The organism is Candidatus Deianiraea vastatrix, from assembly GCF_007993655.1.
GTDB classification, from domain to species: Bacteria; Pseudomonadota; Alphaproteobacteria; order Rickettsiales; family Deianiraeaceae; genus Deianiraea; species Deianiraea vastatrix.
In genome coordinates this window covers 181,678-198,799 of the sequence record NZ_CP029077.1, presented here as the reverse complement: position 1 = coordinate 198,799, position 17,122 = coordinate 181,678, and the positions used below count along the sequence as shown (strand labels likewise).

At 30.6% G+C, this 17,122-nt stretch carries 15 protein-coding genes and 2 tRNA genes; 10 read left to right on the top strand and 7 right to left on the bottom strand.

Going from position 1 to position 17,122, the window contains the following annotated elements:
• Positions 1-43: 43 nt before the first annotated feature.
• The 6 genes from deia_RS00860 (at position 44) to deia_RS05960 (ending at position 6,855) form a co-directional block, all read left to right on the top strand.
• A complete protein-coding gene (locus deia_RS00860) occupies positions 44-1,828 on the top strand; it encodes a DUF262 domain-containing protein (protein ID WP_146820288.1) in 1,785 nt (594 codons plus the stop codon).
• Positions 1,829-2,581: 753 nt separating this feature from the next.
• Positions 2,582-3,544 (top strand): hypothetical protein, encoded by a 963-nt coding sequence (locus deia_RS00855; protein WP_146820287.1) that lies wholly within the window; start codon positions 2,582-2,584, stop codon positions 3,542-3,544.
• A gap of 144 nt (positions 3,545-3,688) precedes the next feature.
• The gene (locus deia_RS00850) at positions 3,689-3,880 is read left to right on the top strand and encodes a hypothetical protein (protein ID WP_146820286.1); all 192 of its coding nucleotides are present in this window, start codon (positions 3,689-3,691) and stop codon (positions 3,878-3,880) included.
• Positions 3,861-4,178 carry a septation protein SpoVG family protein gene (locus deia_RS00845; protein WP_161982762.1) on the top strand — a complete coding sequence of 106 codons (318 nt, stop codon included), beginning with the start codon at positions 3,861-3,863 and terminating at the stop codon, positions 4,176-4,178. The genes deia_RS00850 and deia_RS00845 overlap by 20 nt, the downstream gene beginning before the upstream one ends.
• Positions 4,141-5,289 (top strand): hypothetical protein, encoded by a 1,149-nt coding sequence (locus deia_RS00840; RefSeq protein WP_146820284.1) that lies wholly within the window; start codon positions 4,141-4,143, stop codon positions 5,287-5,289. The genes deia_RS00845 and deia_RS00840 overlap by 38 nt, the downstream gene beginning before the upstream one ends.
• A gap of 15 nt (positions 5,290-5,304) precedes the next feature.
• Positions 5,305-6,855: a recombinase family protein gene (locus tag deia_RS05960; protein WP_410519471.1), complete on the top strand. Its 1,551-nt coding sequence runs from the start codon at positions 5,305-5,307 to the stop codon at positions 6,853-6,855.
• On the opposite strand, the gene deia_RS00825 is transcribed toward deia_RS05960, so the two are convergent.
• A tRNA-Asn gene (locus tag deia_RS00825) sits at positions 6,814-6,888 on the bottom strand. The two genes, deia_RS05960 and deia_RS00825, sit on opposite strands and share 42 nt — an antisense overlap.
• A 202-nt stretch (positions 6,889-7,090) precedes the next feature.
• Between deia_RS00825 and deia_RS00820 the strand changes: the two genes are divergently transcribed.
• From deia_RS00820 to deia_RS00810, 3 genes are read left to right on the top strand one after another with little or no spacing between them, the layout of a single operon-like run.
• Complete coding sequence (locus deia_RS00820; protein WP_146820283.1) at positions 7,091-8,431, top strand: proton-conducting transporter transmembrane domain-containing protein; 1,341 nt, start codon at positions 7,091-7,093, stop codon at positions 8,429-8,431.
• Positions 8,431-9,177, top strand: a complete 747-nt coding sequence (locus tag deia_RS00815) for a metal ABC transporter permease (protein ID WP_146820282.1) — start codon at positions 8,431-8,433, stop codon at positions 9,175-9,177. Before deia_RS00820 ends, deia_RS00815 begins: the two co-directional genes overlap by 1 nt.
• A 6-nt stretch (positions 9,178-9,183) precedes the next feature.
• Positions 9,184-9,777: a hypothetical protein gene (locus deia_RS00810; protein ID WP_146820281.1), complete on the top strand. Its 594-nt coding sequence runs from the start codon at positions 9,184-9,186 to the stop codon at positions 9,775-9,777.
• Positions 9,778-9,783: 6 nt separating this feature from the next.
• Here deia_RS00810 and deia_RS00805 read toward each other — a convergent pair whose 3' ends face one another.
• The 4 genes from deia_RS00805 to deia_RS00790 form a co-directional block, all read right to left on the bottom strand.
• Positions 9,784-11,049, bottom strand: coding sequence for an FAD/NAD(P)-binding protein (locus tag deia_RS00805; RefSeq protein ID WP_146820280.1), 1,266 nt, complete (start codon positions 11,047-11,049; stop codon positions 9,784-9,786).
• 79 nt (positions 11,050-11,128) lie between these two features.
• Positions 11,129-12,478 carry a trigger factor gene (gene tig, locus deia_RS00800; protein ID WP_146820279.1) on the bottom strand — a complete coding sequence of 450 codons (1,350 nt, stop codon included), beginning with the start codon at positions 12,476-12,478 and terminating at the stop codon, positions 11,129-11,131.
• 18 nt (positions 12,479-12,496) lie between these two features.
• Positions 12,497-12,580, bottom strand: a tRNA-Leu gene (locus deia_RS00795).
• A gap of 175 nt (positions 12,581-12,755) precedes the next feature.
• Entirely contained in the window at positions 12,756-13,205 is a 450-nt protein-coding gene (locus deia_RS00790; protein WP_146820278.1) for a division/cell wall cluster transcriptional repressor MraZ, read from the bottom strand.
• A 526-nt stretch (positions 13,206-13,731) separates the two neighbouring features.
• Between deia_RS00790 and fusA the strand changes: the two genes are divergently transcribed.
• On the top strand, positions 13,732-15,834 hold the full coding sequence (gene fusA / locus deia_RS00785; protein ID WP_146820277.1) for an elongation factor G: 2,103 nt from the start codon (positions 13,732-13,734) through the stop codon (positions 15,832-15,834).
• Positions 15,835-15,894: 60 nt separating this feature from the next.
• Here the strand turns inward: fusA and deia_RS00780 are convergent, their stop codons facing one another.
• A complete protein-coding gene (locus deia_RS00780; RefSeq protein ID WP_146820276.1) occupies positions 15,895-16,458 on the bottom strand; it encodes a hypothetical protein in 564 nt (187 codons plus the stop codon).
• Positions 16,459-16,471: 13 nt separating this feature from the next.
• Positions 16,472-17,068 (bottom strand): hypothetical protein, encoded by a 597-nt coding sequence (locus deia_RS00775; RefSeq protein WP_146820275.1) that lies wholly within the window; start codon positions 17,066-17,068, stop codon positions 16,472-16,474.
• Between the last annotated feature and the right edge of the window lie 54 nt (positions 17,069-17,122).

Sequence of the window (17,122 nt, the reverse complement as noted above, 5' to 3'; positions counted from 1 at the left end):
TTTTATCTATTTTATGATTATTGAAAATGTTTGAAACTAAAATATGACCAATTCTCAAAAAACAATTAATGATATATTTACTTCATTTAAGTGTTTTGTTATACCGCTATATCAAAGGCACTACAATTGGGAACACGAACAATGTAAAACTTTATTTACAGATATTCAAAATGATTCTAAACATTTTACTGGTAGTATAGCTATTAAATTACAATCAAATCAATGTTATAATGTAATAGACGGTCAACAAAGATTAACAACAGCAACGCTTTTAATTTTAGCAATAAGAGATGTTTGTAATGATGTGATATTAAGGGAAGCGATAGAGAGTAAATATTTATTCACAGACGATAAAAGTAATAAAGTTACAAGGTTGCAAGGCGGTGATGTTAATAGAGTCGTGATAGATAGATTGATTAGAAGTAGTAAATTGGATGATAATGATAAACAGACGAACGCCTATAAGAACTATATCTTTTTTAAAGAAAAATTAAAAGAGAAAGATACTAACATAAATGATATTTTTAATAAATTAGAGAGTTTGAGATTTGTTGTAATAGAGCTATTTGACGATCAAGACGAGCATAAAGTTTTTGAAAGTCTTAACGCAACTGGTGTTGAGCTTAGAGAAAGTGATTTAATAAGAAACTACATTTTTATTAAAATCAAAGGTAATATGGTTACTGAGGTTTTGACACACTGGAATGAAATTGAAAAATGTGTGAATGACAATAACGGCAAGGAATTGGATAAGTTTTTCAAACACTATTTATCTTATAAATTTTGTTCTTCCTTTGATGAGCTTGGAAATTTGGCGTCAATGAAAGTTTATAGATTAAATAGATACAAAGATGAAGAAATATCAAAGCCAGTAAGCGACCTTGCGATATATGATAATTTCAAATACTTTTATAAAGATATAACGAACAATAATGTCAAAGACATAATTTTTGATATTGTGAATTTTGCAAGAATGTATGCTGTGATAACAAATGGAACAAATGATGTAAATGTAGCTGGATATAATGCCAAAGTAATTGAAAAAATTGAATATTTATCATTTCTTGGTCAAACAACAACATATCCGTTATTATTTGAAATTTTATTACAAAGTAAATCTGAGAGCGAGCAAAATATTCTTAAATCTTTGTCATTTTTAGAGTCGTATATATTCCGTAGTTTAATAGCTCGTGATGGTGCCTTAAAAAGCATGGGTGTGAATGTTATTAAAATACTAAAAGATTGCAAAAAGAATAAAAAATCTATATTTCAAAGTATTAAAGATAACTTGTTTCAAACATTTCCATTAAACAAAAGCGTTGAAGATAATTTTAAATCAGAAAACTTTTACAAAGGAATTGTACAATCAAAGGAAATATTTTATTTCTTTTTAAGAATAGATAACGCAAATACAAGCATTAAAAGAAACCCAAATACTTGGAATAAAACTATAAACAAAGAGACTGGATATACAATTGAGCATATTTTCCCGCAGAAAGAAAAATGGAGCAATGAGAACGAAAAACTGAACTGGTGCGAACAAGATAATTACAAATTTGAGGAAATATATCCAATTAGAAATTCAATTGGAAATCTAATTCCAAGCGAACAGAATTATAAAGTTGGAGATAAGCCGTTAAAAGTAAAAATAGAAAAATATAAAGAGGTGAATTCGCACTTCAAAGAGACATCTGAATTTATATCCAAGATTGAAAAAAATGGATATTCATTAACATTGATTACAGAAAGAGTGAATGAGCTACTTGAGATAAAATTCAAAAAGGAATGGCCAGATAAAGATTTCTTTTTTGACAATCAAAAAGTGTAGTTTTATATAATCAATTTTTCTAATTTTCACAAAGATTTTGCAGTCAAAAAACCAATTCAAAACACATAAAACAAAGGTTTTTGAATTGACAATCAAAAAGTAATTTTTTGTATAACAGCAATTTTCAAAAATACAGGCACTTACAGGAGTCAAAATTAATTGACTATGAAATTGTATGTTTTTGTATAAAAGAATAATCCACAGGCTTTGATTTTGAGTTTTAAGGTATCTTGCCTTTGTAGCCAGAGCTTATTTTGCACAGCTGTGCAAGTTTTAATGCAGTATAACTAAAAAATCTAATAAAAACCTAGAAAATCCGCCGCCTGTGAGCAGAGATAAGGAGGATATAGAGGAGGAGTGTAGTGATGTAGTTTGTCTATTTTAGTCTTTTGTTTTTCTATCTCTCTACAGTATAAAATTAACTCCATTTTGAACGCTTGACAATTTTATTTTCACTTTTTGTATAATATAAAAAACACCTCAAAACACTAGTGTTTATAAGTGTTTTCAGTGTTTGAATTTTAGAAAGTTGGACACCAAAAGTGACCATAATTTGAGAGTAGAGATTTGCCTATTTTGTCTTGTTGACAATTTATCTTTCGCTTTTTATATACACTTTAAAATCACTGAAAACCCTTATAAATACTGGCTTTATGAGGCATTGATAAGCCTCAACTCCTACCATTCAATATGGTGTTGCTATAGAAATTAAGGTCTTATTTCTACTCACAAAACTTGCATTTTAAGAAGTTTTTGTTTAAGAATTTACTTAAAAAAGATGTAATTTTGATTAATCTAATGAATGTTAAAACTTTAAAAATTGTTTTTAATGAGCTTTATTTAAGGCTTACAGAATACTCAAGATTAGTCTATTCAAAACACCAAAGTGCACCAATTGATGACCTTAAAACCGCTCCGCAGTTTAGTTTTAGTATAAAAAATTTAGACATTAGTAATAATAACATTGAGCTTATTTTGAATTTCTTTGCCTGTTTTGAGAATAGTCCAAACTCAAGATATGGAGTTCATTATGAAAATACAAAAGACGAATACACAATCAACACAAAAAGTCATATCAATGCCAAGGTTTTTGAAACTATCCTTTGGAATTGCATTAATAATATGAGCGATGATGATTTGCTGAAACTGTATTCTATTTTTAATGATAAATCAAAACAACAAAAGATTAAAGATACATTTAATAACGAAGTAGGCGTTTCGTTTTTTTTAAAAGAGTTTAAATTTCAAAAAATAAGAACACAAATTGAGTGTTTTAAAAAGTACTATGAGCTATATGAGGTTTATCGTAAGGAAGATTTAAAAGAACAAAGAGTAAAAAATGAGCAAAAGCGTATTGAGCAAGAAAATCAACTCAAAGAAAAGGTAAGGCGTGAAATTATCAGCAATACTCAAGGCAAAGGTGGCAAAAATAGAAATCAAAAAACAAATATAGTCAAGCTAGAAGTTATAAAACCACTTTATTTTAATAAAGAAAAAGTAAAAGGCATAACGGTTAACGCAAGAGCGAATAAAATTTCAGAACTACTAAATAACGCATACGCAAAAAACGACGATAAAATAAGGCAATTTGCTATTGAATACTCACTTGATGGAACGATTTTAGTTTCACAAGAAGCAAAGAAGTATTTTTCCGACGATAAAACATCACAAATCTACAAATGGTGCCTTGCAATAGATAAAGAAGCAAAAAAATAACGCACTCACAAAACTCAAAACCCCGCATAAATACTGATTATTTTCATGTTCCTCTGCTAGCTGAGTAAATGAATTTACTAGCTTGGCTGCTCCAATTAGAGAAAATGTGTATGATATTTTATACGAATTAATTGTTCGTGTAAAATGTGTAAATTAACTGAGTACATTGTGAGCTTGGATAGAGACTGCATCTCGCAAGAGAAGGCTAGTCTTGCGTCTGGACACATAATGGGCTTATTTCAATTACTCGATAAAATCGAAAGACGCATTCAAAACGAACAAGAAACTCAAAAACAAAAAAGTAATGAAATTTTTTATGAAGAGTCAAATGAATGATTATGTAACGGAAATAAATATTGAGATTGTAAAACCTCAAAATGGACTTATAGGCTTTGCAAATATCGTAATTGAAGGCAATATTTACCTCTTTGGAATAGCAATCTACAAGAAATTGAATGCAGAAGGCTATCGATTACTATACCCAAAAAAGAACGGTTTTAGCTTATTTCACCCGATAAACAAGGAAACAAGCATTGCTATTGAAGAGGCAATTTTCTCAAAACTAAAAAGTGTGATTAATAAAAGTTGTGAAGGTTATGATAGATACAATAGTGATAATAATTCCAGTCTATAAGGTTGTAATTACAGATTTTGTAAGATTTGGCGGTGAAAAATTGGTTGCACAGCTGTGCAATTTTCAAATTTATGGAAACTCTGAGAAGAGCACTAAAAACAACCCAACGAGCAGTGATAAAAAGAAAGGATATTTCCCACGAATAACGCTTAAAAGAACTCCATACCCAATGATTAAAGGCGATGATGAGAGTTTTTGCTGTATGATTATTGAATGTTCGCTGTCTAAAATCTTTTTTGAAAACAACATTGAGGAATTAAAATATAGCAACTTTGACGCCGTGATGTTAAAACTTCAAGAAAAGCTTGCGTATATGGGCGTTGCGGTGGATATTGAGGTATTAAAACAAGCTTATTTATCAAGGATAGATTTTAGCAAAAACATAATCATTAACACAGAGCCACGGGATATTATCACGCTTATAAGCAAGATTGGATATGATTCTAGGATTGGCAAAACAAACAGAGACTACAAAACTGAAGGCAATTCAATAAGATTTTTCACAAAAAAGTACCATGTTGTTATTTACGATAAGATTGCAGAAATTCAAACGGCACTCAATTACAGTGAAAGTAGAACAGTTGTAAAAGACAATCAATGCCAAGCTAATTTGATTAAAAAAGTTGCGGAAAGCGGGCTTAAAATACTTCGTTATGAAGTTTCATTAAAACGCAAAAAACTCAAGACTTTAGATATTCAAATTGATACGATTCAAGACGCATTTATACCTGGCGTTGCAAAGGCTATTTTACAAGGATTTACTGATAAAATACACGATAATTTAAGGACTTTACGCCTTGACAATACTGATACTTCTTTTATTATAAATCGTATTAGAACTGCGTTTCCAAAAGCCAGTTTTAATAAAGTTATGTCATTAGAATCAGTTATGAGAATTACAAAAGAAAAAGGTTATGATTACCTAAAAAATCGGTTTCAGTTAAGCTCAAGTCAGCTTTCAAGAATCAAGGGTGAAATCAAGCGTATAAACGATGTGCAAGGATGTGAATACACAAATGCAGATGACATTCAGCATGAAATTACAAGAATTCTTAACGCCATAGAGGCTTTCAAACCGATAAGACTTAAGGATGATTTTAAAATGTGTTAATTATTTGTTATTTATATGAAAAAAGCAATTATATGGGCGAGAGTTTCAAGCCAAGAGCAAGCTAATGAAGGACACTCAATTGAAGCTCAATTAAAAAACAATAGAGAATATTGTAAAAAGCACGATTTTGAGATAATTAGAGAATTTGAGGTTGTTGAAAGTTCAAAGACATCAAATAGACCAAAATTTTACGAAATGATGACCTTTATTGAAAAACAAAAAGAGAAAATACATATTATAACCCAAGCCTCGGATAGGCTACATAGAGATTATTCGGCTTTTGCAATTATTAATGATTTGAAAGACGAAGGTAAAATCGTAGTTCATTTTACTAGAAATAACGAAATATACGACCAAGACTCTGATGACATAAAATATCATCTTGACCAAGTTTTATCCAAGCATGAAATTAAAAAACTAGGCAAGAGGGTAAAAACAGTTTTACAAAGTAAACTAGAAAAAGGAGAAAATATAAGAAGATTGCCAGTTGGTTATTTAAAAATAAAAGATAACATTACAGGAGTAGAAAATACAATTCTTGACCCTGTGCGTGCACCACTAATCAAAAAGATGTTTGAAATGTACTCACTCGGTAGCTATTCACTAGGAGACCTTGAGAAATTCGCAAAGGAATATAATTTAACAAATACATTTTATGCAGGAAGCACGCAAACATTATCCAAGAATGTTATATCGAATATGCTTAAAGACCCTTTTTATTACGGTGAAATGCTTGTAAAGTCGCACGGAGATAAATTATATCCACATAAATACGATAAACTTATAACCAAAGAACTTTTTGACGAATGTCAAAGGGTAAATTCTGGAAGATGTAAAGAAAATAACAGAGATAAAGCCATACAAACTGCAAAAGAAGGTAAAGACTTTGTCTTTAGAAGTCTAATCACTTGTGCTTCAAGTGGCAGAACTGCAACGACAGACGAAAAACTTGACGATAGAGGCTATATTAACAACTATTTAATAGTTAGAAACCCCGAGGACATTAAAAAGAAAGTTTATGTTCGTGAAAAAGATATTTTAGCAGAAGTTTCAAATGTATTTGCGAAAATAAAATTCCCAAATGAAATGCTTGAAATTGTCACCGAAAACCTAAAAAAGACGCACGACTTTGAACAAGAGCATTATCAAATCAAGCTAAATGATATTGAAAGCAGAATTAAATCCGAAGAGCAAAAACAAAACAGACTTCTTGACGCACTTTTAAACGGGAGTATAACGCAGCCCATCTTTGCAAATAAAAAAGCAGAAATAGAGCAAAACATATCAAACCTAGAGAAGGAGAGAGCGATGTATAAATCAGCAGACAAAAACTTTAAAAATGCAGTAATTACGGCGTTTCAGCTGGCTTCAAGACTGCATGATATTTTCCTAGTTTCGAAAAATTGTGAAAAGAGAGAAATTATAAATTTTGTATTTTCGAAACTCGAATTAAAGGGCAAAACCCTAGGCTATTCCTTGCGTTGTCCGTTTGATATGATGCTTGAAAATGCTGGCTGTAATGACTGGCTCCCCGGGTTGGGATCGAACCAACGACCAATTGGTTAACAGCCAACTGCTCTACCGCTGAGCTACCGAGGAACTTAAAACAAGTGTCTACAAAATTATTTTTAATTGTCAAGTTTTTTTTACAGCTTAACTTTTTTGATCTGAACAATTAATTCACAAAGCTGATTTTATTTGAATTAAAAAAATAAACCCTCACCATAAAACTAATATTTTAAAAAATACCTTGCTTTTTATTTATTAGTTTCGTAAATACAACTTCAAGTTTTTTTGCAAAATGATTATATCTTTTGACATAATTCTTTTATTTATTTCGGCTTTAACTCTTGCTGTTTATCCATTTATATCAAAAAATAGAGTTGAAAATTTGTCTTTTGTGACATCTTCTCTAATACTTTTAATAGGTATTTTTGTTAATTTTTATAATCCAACTACATTTTATACAAAAATAGCAAGTTTTCATATAGCAACAAGCAATATATCGGCCATGATATATGCAGTTGGAATTATCTCGATGATTTTTGTATACATTGAAGGCAAAAAAATACAACGTAACATACCATATGAAATATATACATTAATTAGCTTTTTAACCCTTGGAACAATTAAAATTGCTTCTGGAACCGTGAATTTAATGATGCTATATCTTATCTTTGAATTTATTTCAATAACATCTGTGATACTTATAGCTGGCATGTTTGGCGAAAAAATTACGAGCTGCACTGCTTTAAAATACATTATATCAAGCTCTCTTGGGTCAATAATAATGCTAATATCAATAGCAATGTTTTATTTGCAAACTGGCGATATTATGTTACCAAAAATGGCCGATACAAAAATCTCGGAAATTGGATTTTTAATGCTTTTGATGTCAATATTTATAAAAATTGGCATTACTCCGTTTCATATTGTATTTTGCGATATTTACTCAAGTTTGCGATTTTCAGCCTTAAATGTTATAAATACTTTGCCCAAAATTGCTGGAATTTTCGGCTTATATTGGATATTCTCTTATACAAAAATCTCTCTTAAATTATCAACAATCTTGCTCTTTTTTAGTATTTTTGGCATTATTTTTACTTCATTTAGAGCAATTAGACAGGTTTGTGTGAAAAGAATTATTGCACATAGTGGTGCTGTAAATTTAGGAATAATTTTAACATACTTACTGTGTTCAAAAATTTCCATTTATATAGTAACTTACTTTACAATTTCATATATAGTAGCAAATTTACTACTATCGATAAGTCTTATATTACTTTCTGATAAAAATCAAAATTCATTTACAATAACATCCATAATTAGTGGCAATAAATTTTTATATTTATGCTTCTTAGTATCAATTTTATCTTTAATCGGCATTCCACCAATGCTTGGTTTTTTTGCAAAATTGCAAATCATAAAAGAAGTCATAATCTACCAAAATTATTGGTATATAACTGTTTTTGCAATTGTGCTGTCAAGTATTTTAGGCTCTTATTATTATTTAAAACTACCAGTTGCTTTTTCAACTAAAAATCAAAATTTAGATAAAACAGAAAAATTGGAGGAATTTCACATTATTTTAATTACAATACTTGCTTTATTTATATCGACTGGCTTTGTATTATTTATATAATGATCGATTACGAAGTTATATTTGCCATTTTTGCTGCATCATTTTTTATTGCAATTATTGGAAGCTTTTTAGTCTGGTCTAACAATGTCAACATGATACATGCAATTTCGCACTCATCAACTTTAAATCTATCTTTATCATCAATTTTCTCAATTAATTACAATCTTTTATCAATAATTACAGGCTTTATATTTTCTACAATTAGGCAATATTTATCGAAAATTGATAAACTAGATAACATTTACATCTTTGGAAATCTTGTAATGATTATTGGATTTTGCATCGAATTTTATTTTGGAAATTCTTACGCAATACAACATTTATTAATTGGTGATATTTTATTATTCCCAATTAGCAACTCAATAATATTAACTATAATCACAACACTATCACTTATATTTATTGCTAAAAATTTTAATCTAATTATAATTAATCTCGCTTTATATAGGCGAAACATTCCAATTTTTCATTCCTTAACAATATTTAACCTATCATCATCTGGAATAATTTTATTTACAAAGATTTTTGGCATTCTTGGCTCAAGTTTTATACTTGGGTTTATTCCAATTATTGCACGAAAAATATCAAATAATCCAATTGATATGCTTATAAAAAGCTTTATATTATCATTATTTATATTATTTTTATCTTATTTTCTTGCAATTTATTTTAATATATATTTCAGTTTTATAACTGTTGCTTTGGTTTGTTGTTGTCTTTTTTTCAGCTTATTTCTTTCTAAATAGTTATTTATGAGATATTTTATTATTTTACTAACTTTATTTATTGCATCTTGCAGCTCAAGTAAAAATATTCCTTTTGTTGGATTAAAGAAAATCCCGGAAGGCAATAGAATGTTGCTTGCATCTATCGGAAATATCGATGCCATAGCAGTAACTTCAAACGATACATCTTTTACAAACAATACTTCATACCCAGAACTTGACCAGCCAAGGCAAAACATTTTGGCAAGGCAAATGTATAACAATGTCAAGCCTACTGAAATTGCGCAAGATCAACTTTTGGTCGGTAAAAATGCAGATGAAACTATTGTTTTTACAAAATCTGAAAATGATCAAAATGTCAACCTAGGTAATCAAAATATTACAAATACAAAAAGTCAAAATCTTGGCAAGAAATTTGTCCATCTTGGCACATTTAAAGATAAGACAGCTGCGGAAAAAGTCGCCAATGAATTAATGCAAAAAAGCTCAATTGTCTTCAACATTGAAGAGAAAAATAATAGCTTTATTGTTAAATCAAATCAAAGTGATAAAAAAACGGCATACCAAGTTGCAAATATGGCTCTAAACCTAGGATATTACGATGTTAGAGTTTTTGAATAATTATATTTATTGAGCCTTTTTGTTGATATTCATATCAATACTGTCAGATGCAGCTATTATATCCGATATTTCGTTTGCCATTTGTCTAAGCTCTGGAACAGCTATTATTTCACCCATTTCTCCAATTAAAAGTGGCGACATAATGTGAAAATTGTCAATTTCAGACTGCATTATTCCTATATTGGTCTTGCTTTTTTTAACAATCTTCTTGCTGACAAGGTTGTGTAACAATTTATCGTCGATTTTATCAACATTCATTTCAAGCCCAAGGCAATTAATTTTTGGAATTTCAGCATTAATAAATTCACGATAATCGCCCTTTACAATTTGCAATACGCCATTTTTGATTAAATTATTTACAATATTTGCCTGAGGATTTGGCATGCGATGTCTATAAACTGAAAAAATCGAATACAATTTAGCAAAAAAACGCCCCCTATCTTTTATATTTAAGCTAAGCCACAAATCCTGCATTATAGGACGAATTGAGTCAAATCCAATTCTCCAATCTTCTAAATCTTGACATTTTTGTCGAAATTTTCTCATAATTTTACTTAATCTTGCATTTTTAACATCTTTTTCAGTTATAACTGGTGGTATTTTTGTCTTAAAATATTGCGGTTTGTGGATTTCCGGCAGCCTTCCATGTCTTGATATTGCGAAAATCTTCTTTACTTTTGGATTATTTGCAAGAGTTATACATGTATCTATCATGCTAAGTCCAGATCCAAAAATTATAACATTGTCATTTGCAATATTTGCAATGGATTCCTCATTAAAACAGCTTATCATGCCATTAATTTTCTTGGCAAAATTTCCTGGGCAATATATTACATGATCGTATTTTTTTCCTAAAATAGTAAATTTTTCATCATTTTTTGATATATCAAAAACCTCACACGGAATAAAATGCACTCCAATATTTTTAATTTTACATAATTTCACAGATTCCATAACTATACTTTCAATATAGTTACCATATATGCCACGAGGAACAAAATCGCATTCTTCATAGCTATATCCATTATTTTGCAACCAATTTAAAAAATGATATTGATTATCGGGAAAAGCGGACATTCTAAAGGCCGGCACATTTAAAAGTCTGGTAAAATCTTGTTTTTTATACGCAAGACCTCTGCCCATGCTATACGATTTATCAAAAATATCAATTTGAACATTACTTGTAAATTGAAATTTTCGTGCTATATTTGCAAAACATAAGGCACCACTATATCCCAAGCCTACAATTGCTATTTTTTTGACCTTTAACATTAATCAACAAGATTACACGTAATATTACAATCTTATTTTTAATATTCAATAAAAAAAAAATATTAAAATTAATATATTTCTATTCTTTTTTTAACGAAGAAAACAATTTATCAATTTCAATTTTCATTTTTTCTAGATTAAGTGGCTTGCGCGTAATGGAAATTTTACCAAACATATAGTCAAACGCCCTATCCTCTTGCAATCTTGACTCAACAAAATTTCTCATATTTGGATTTTCGCTATACATTTTTATAATTTTTTCATAATCCTTACCATACATCATTGCGTCATTCATTATTGCAGCCTCTACATCCTCTTTGGAAATTTCAATTTTTTCCGAAGTTATAATAGATCTGTAAATAAAGCTCATGCAGATATTTTCAATTGCTTTTTTTTCACATTCTTTTTCTATATCTTTAGCACTTTTTCTAGTTTTTTCTGGCAATTCTTGATTATTTTTTTCAAGAATTGGCTTTAAACGAGATATTTCAGATTCAAGAAAAACTTTTGGTATTGGAAAGTCAGAATATTTATCGCGTAAATGCTCCTCAACCTTCACTTTTGCATACCTTTTTATCTGATTTTCATACATTTTATCTATATCTTGTGATATTCTAGATCTAAACTCTTCAACACTCTTAAGGCCAAATTGTCCAAGAAATTCCTCATTTAAATCTGGCAATATTTTTTCATTAATTGACAAAACATTTATATCAAATTCCGCATCTTTACCAGCCATATCTTTTGCATGATAATCTTTTGGAAAGGTTACTTTAATAGTTTTTGATTCGCCACTTTTCATTCCAACCATTTGATCTTCAAATCCTGGTATTAAATTTCTAGATCCAATTTCAATAGAAAAATTATTTGCACAAGCTGATTCAACTATTTTATCGTCTATCCTACCAACAAAATTTATTACCGCAATATGTCTATTTTGTATCGCTATATTTGGATCATCTATACGCTTAGGAGTTGCAAAATTACTCAATACCTTTTCTACCTCCTTATCAAGATCTGCATCAGAAAGTTCAAGCTTTGGCAAATCAAGCTTAATTTTCTCATATTTAATCGCAGGAACTTCTGGATTTATTTCAATCTCAATAGACATTTTTATTGAATCTTTTGTGTACTTTGCCAGTGGTTTTGATTTTCCAATATGAGCAATTTTTGAAATGCCGCCTTCATCTTCAATAATTTTTTGTACTATTTTTCGCTCTAGATTATCTGAAACAATTTCAATTATTTTTTCCCCCATTCTAGTTTCAATAACGTCAAGTGGAACGGCACCCTTTCTAAAGCCTTCAATATTAACTCTTTTTGAAGCATCTTCCAAAACCGATGCATATTCTGTACCAACGATACTATTATCACAATTTATCTCATATATACGCAGACAATCTGTATTTTTAACAAGTTTAATTTTCATTTTTTTATCAAATAATAATGGTACGGATGGAGGGACTTGAACCCCCACAGCTCGCGCCGCCAGTACCTAAAACTGGTGTGTCTACCATTTCACCACATCCGCAATCAACCACCAGTGTAAAAACATTATTTTTAATAATCAAGAAAAAAATTTATTATTAAATATTTTAGATTGAAATCAAAGATAAGAATTCTACAATTACAACAAAATATACAATCACCATGCAAAATAATATGTCTTTGTTCAAATATAATAATTATAATTATATATAGTAAATTTATTTAATAACTTTTATCTTATCACGATTTTCGAATGCAATTTTGCGAGATTCTGAGATGTGTTTTTCAAATTCCTCATTTGACCAAATTTCAAAAGTATGACCTTTGCCAACGAAAACTGCTGTTTCGGTGAGTCCGAGTTCGGCGATTATGTCGTCTGGAATATTCACCCTGCCCTCTGTGTCGAATGAAAGCTGTATACTTCCGCCCAAAATTGCTGTTGAAAATGCGTCTCTTTCGCTTGAAAATGGATCGAGGCTATCTATCATTTCGGTAATTTTTTCAAGTCTTTCAAGGCTGCAGCCTTCAAGGCATTTATTGGTAATTGACCTATAAACAATGATTCCTGCAAATGAACTTTTTGAGATAACAGAGCGAAATTGCGATGGAACCGAGACCCTCAGCTTTTTGTCGATTTTATTCTTGTATGTTGATATAAAAAGAGACATAACAAGTCAATAAACAAAAAGCCAAAAGCCTAAAAAAACACCTCACTTTAAAGCTATCAGCAAACCGAAGTCTGCTCATAGTTGTACCCCTCTTTAAAAAGGCCTCCTTTAAAATGGTACTAAAAAATAACTAGCCAAAACAAACATATCAAGATTCTCTCTCTTACCTTGATATATTGTTTCAACAATTTGTTCACATTTGGGATAATATGGGTAAATTTGGAAAAGTCAAGCTTTTTTTTATTTTTTTTCTAATATTTTTTTTACAGCATTAAAAATAATAGTATTTATCGCTATTTTTTGGATAAATTTTTTTTCATTTTTTCACATTAGAATTGTCATTTATATAAAAAATTGTATTTCTTGAAGGCAAAAAATTGCTATTTTTGCATTTTTCCCATACAATCCCATGATAAAAAATTCACCTTATAAAACTATTCATCAAAAAGTAAATAAAAAAACTTGCATTTTATTTTTTTACATCAACGATTGGTTCTAGAATTAAAAAATTTTCTTAAACTTATATATGAAAACATACCCTATTGATAAATATAGAAATATCGGAATTATGGCGCACATTGATGCCGGAAAAACAACTACAACCGAAAGAATTTTGTTTTATACTGGTAAATCTCATAAAATAGGGGAGGTTCACGAAGGTGCCGCAACTATGGACTGGATGGAGCAAGAAAAAGAACGTGGAATTACAATTACATCAGCGGCAACTACTTGTTTTTGGCAAGACTGCAGAATTAATATAATCGATACCCCAGGGCACGTTGACTTTACAATCGAAGTTGAGCGTTCACTTCGTGTTTTAGACGGTGCTGTCGCAGTTTTAGACGGCGTTGCAGGTGTTGAGCCACAAACGGAAACAGTTTGGAGACAAGCTGATAAATATAATGTTCCAAGAATTTGCTTTGCAAATAAAATGGATAGAACTGGTGCCGATTTTTACCGTTGCGTTCAAATGATGAAAGATAGACTTGGGGCGCGTCCTGTTCCAATTCAACTTCCAATCGGGCTTGGCGAAGAATTCAAAGGCTTGATAGACCTCATCAAAATGAAAGCAATTTACTGGAAAGGTGAAAATCTTGGCGCGGAATATTACTACGATGAAATTCCAGCTGAATACAAAGAAAAAGCACAAGAATACAGAACTGCAATGATAGAAGCGGCGGTTGAACAAGACGAAGCTTTAATGGAAAAATACCTTGGCGGCGAAGAAATCACTGAAGCGCAAATTATAGCATGCCTTAGAAAAGGCGTTGTTTCAACATCATTTATTCCAATGCTTTGCGGATCTGCATTTAAAAACAAAGGGGTGCAACCACTTCTTGATGCGGTTGTAAACCTTCTTCCATCTCCTATTGATTTCCCTGAAATAGTTGGAACAGATGTTGATGACAGTGAAGTGAAAATTACTCGTAAAAAAATTGACTCTGAGCCATTTGCAGGTATTGCATTTAAAATTGCAACCGACCCATTTGTAGGATCAATTACCTTCGTTCGTATTTATTCTGGTAAGCTGGAAGCAGGTTCTTCTGTTAAAAACTCAAGCAATGGTAAATCTGAAAGAATTGGTCGTATGCTTTTAATGCACGCAAACCAAAGAGAAGACATTAAATTTGCATCAGCAGGTGACATTGTAGCACTTGTTGGTCTTAAAGACACTAAAACTGGTAATACACTTTGCGATCCACAAAAGCAAGTAATTCTTGAAAAAATGGAATTCCCAAAACCGGTTATTCAAATTGCAGTTGAACCAAAAACTCAAGCAGACCAAGAAAAAATGGGTATTGCGCTAAATAAACTTGGCTCAGAAGATCCATCTCTTGAAATACAAAGTGATGCAGAAACTGGTCAAACTCTGCTTAAAGGAATGGGTGAATTACACCTTGAAATCATAGTTGACAGAATGAAGAGAGAGTTCAAAGTTGAGGTAAATGTTGGTAAGCCACAAGTTGCCTACCGCGAAACTCTTGCAAAACCTGTAACTATCGAATACTTGCACAAAAAGCAGTCAGGTGGTTCTGGGCAGTTCGCTGGGATTACACTTGAATTTACTCCACTTGAACGAGGTGCAGGTTATGTTTTTGAAAGCAAGATTGTAGGTGGTGCCGTTCCAAAAGAATACATTCCAGGTGTTGAAAAAGGCTTAATTTCTGCAAAAGAAGCAGGTATACACGCAGGTTACCCAGCAATTGATTTCTCAGTTGCGCTAACAGATGGTAAATACCATGATGTTGACTCAAGTGCTCTTGCCTTTGAAATTGCAGCTCGTAATGCGTTTCGTAAGCTTGCAAGCAAATTATCACCAAAAATCTTAGAGCCAATAATGAAGGTTGAAATAATAACTCCTGAAGATTACATGGGTGACGTTATAGGTGATGTCAACTCTCGTCGTGGGCAGATTGCAAATGTAGATAATCGTGGTAATGCAAAAGTGATAGAAGCTTATGTTCCACTTTCAAACATGTTTGGATATATTAACAATCTTCGCTCAATGTCTCAAGGTCGCGCGCAATACTCGATGGTATTTGATAAATATGAACCAGTTCCAGAAAATGTTGCACAAGAGATAATTAAGGCAAATGGTGGTAAAAACTCTTCTGATGATGAAGAATAAAGGGTGAATAAGAAATTTAGAGAGAAAGATATTTAGTTTATACTGTATGATGTATTTATATCATACAGTAAACCTCTCTTTTTTTATCACGATTTTTTTAATTTCGGTTCCACGGCACGATTCAAGGACTTTTCTTTCTTTATTCTTTTTGGCTTCTTTTTTTAGTAAGTTATATTTTTTATTTTCACTGGTAATTTCATTACTAATCTTTAAATAATTGTCAATTATAAATTCATCTTTACATAATTTCGATGGATATATTTTAACAATATTATTCTTAAAAACCTTGAATTCAAAATCCTCTATATTTACATGAAAACAGATTGCTAGAATTTCTTTAAAGGTTATAGATGAACTAAGCTGATACGTAAGATATTTTTGATATAATTCATCATGTGTAATTTTTGTATTTTTCACGCTAAAGTCTTCAAAGTTGCCGATACACAAGTTGTGATTAAATATTGATGTTTCGTTTTTAGCCAAAAATTCGCTATTTCTATTTTTTAATAATTCATTAATTTCATCTGGAAAAACCATTACATTATTCTCGATGCAGGCAAGGGATAGATTGAAAATAGCCTTTATTAGCTCAATGCCATTTTGTAACCTATTTTCTTGATTCATAATTGTTGGCGAGCTACATTAAAACGCATTCAATACCTCTGGACTCAAATTTATCGCATAAATCCTGAGATGTTTTTTTATCCCCATTTTTCACCTTTCCAAAAATGCCAAAATATTTTTTATCTCCAGATTTATAGGGTTTTACGGATGTTTCCATTTTTGAGACAAGATCTTTATGCTGCAATCTTAACCTATTTAGCTCAAGTACAGCATCATCTTTATCAACAAAGCTATTAAATTTTATAGAGTAGATTTTTTTATCATCATTGGCATTTGGTGGCGAATTTGACAAATCTTGATCTAAATTGACAGATTTTGGCGTCTTTTTTGCATAAACAGACTCCAAATCTTTAATTAAATCATTTATTTCTTCAGATTTTTTGGGCTCCAGGTCAGAGTTGCTGGAAATATCATTTTTTTCTATATCTTTATTTTTTTCAGTTTTTTCTTCAATATTTTTGTCTATATATTCATATTTGTTTTTTTCATCATCAAATTTTTCATCAATAGTCTTGCTTTTTGTATTTTCTGTTTTAGAAATATGTAAGATTTTGTTATTTTGTGTGGAACTGTCTGTAAAATGTTGCGATTCTATGATAACCAAACTCATTGCGGTAACCGACAATGCGAAGGATACGGGTACTAGAAAATTAGATATTTTTGA

Excerpts from the sequence above, each read along its gene's own strand:
- deia_RS00860 (WP_146820288.1), top strand. The coding sequence starts at position 44 with ATGACCAATTCTCAAAAAACAATTAATGATATATTTACTTCATTTAAG.
- deia_RS00840 (WP_146820284.1), top strand. The coding sequence starts at position 4,141 with ATGATAGATACAATAGTGATAATAATTCCAGTCTATAAGGTTGTAATT.
- deia_RS00820 (WP_146820283.1), top strand. The coding sequence starts at position 7,091 with ATGATTATATCTTTTGACATAATTCTTTTATTTATTTCGGCTTTAACT.
- deia_RS00810 (WP_146820281.1), top strand. The coding sequence starts at position 9,184 with ATGAGATATTTTATTATTTTACTAACTTTATTTATTGCATCTTGCAGC.
- deia_RS05960 (WP_410519471.1), top strand. The coding sequence starts at position 5,305 with ATGAAAAAAGCAATTATATGGGCGAGAGTTTCAAGCCAAGAGCAAGCT.
- deia_RS00850 (WP_146820286.1), top strand. The coding sequence starts at position 3,689 with ATGTGTAAATTAACTGAGTACATTGTGAGCTTGGATAGAGACTGCATC.
- deia_RS00845 (WP_161982762.1), top strand. The coding sequence starts at position 3,861 with ATGAAGAGTCAAATGAATGATTATGTAACGGAAATAAATATTGAGATT.
- deia_RS00805 (WP_146820280.1), bottom strand. The coding sequence starts at position 11,049 with ATGTTAAAGGTCAAAAAAATAGCAATTGTAGGCTTGGGATATAGTGGT.
- tig (WP_146820279.1), bottom strand. The coding sequence starts at position 12,478 with ATGAAAATTAAACTTGTTAAAAATACAGATTGTCTGCGTATATATGAG.
- deia_RS00775 (WP_146820275.1), bottom strand. The coding sequence starts at position 17,068 with ATGAGTTTGGTTATCATAGAATCGCAACATTTTACAGACAGTTCCACA.
- deia_RS00790 (WP_146820278.1), bottom strand. The coding sequence starts at position 13,205 with ATGTCTCTTTTTATATCAACATACAAGAATAAAATCGACAAAAAGCTG.
- fusA (WP_146820277.1), top strand. The coding sequence starts at position 13,732 with ATGAAAACATACCCTATTGATAAATATAGAAATATCGGAATTATGGCG.
- deia_RS00780 (WP_146820276.1), bottom strand. The coding sequence starts at position 16,458 with ATGAATCAAGAAAATAGGTTACAAAATGGCATTGAGCTAATAAAGGCT.
- deia_RS00815 (WP_146820282.1), top strand. The coding sequence starts at position 8,431 with ATGATCGATTACGAAGTTATATTTGCCATTTTTGCTGCATCATTTTTT.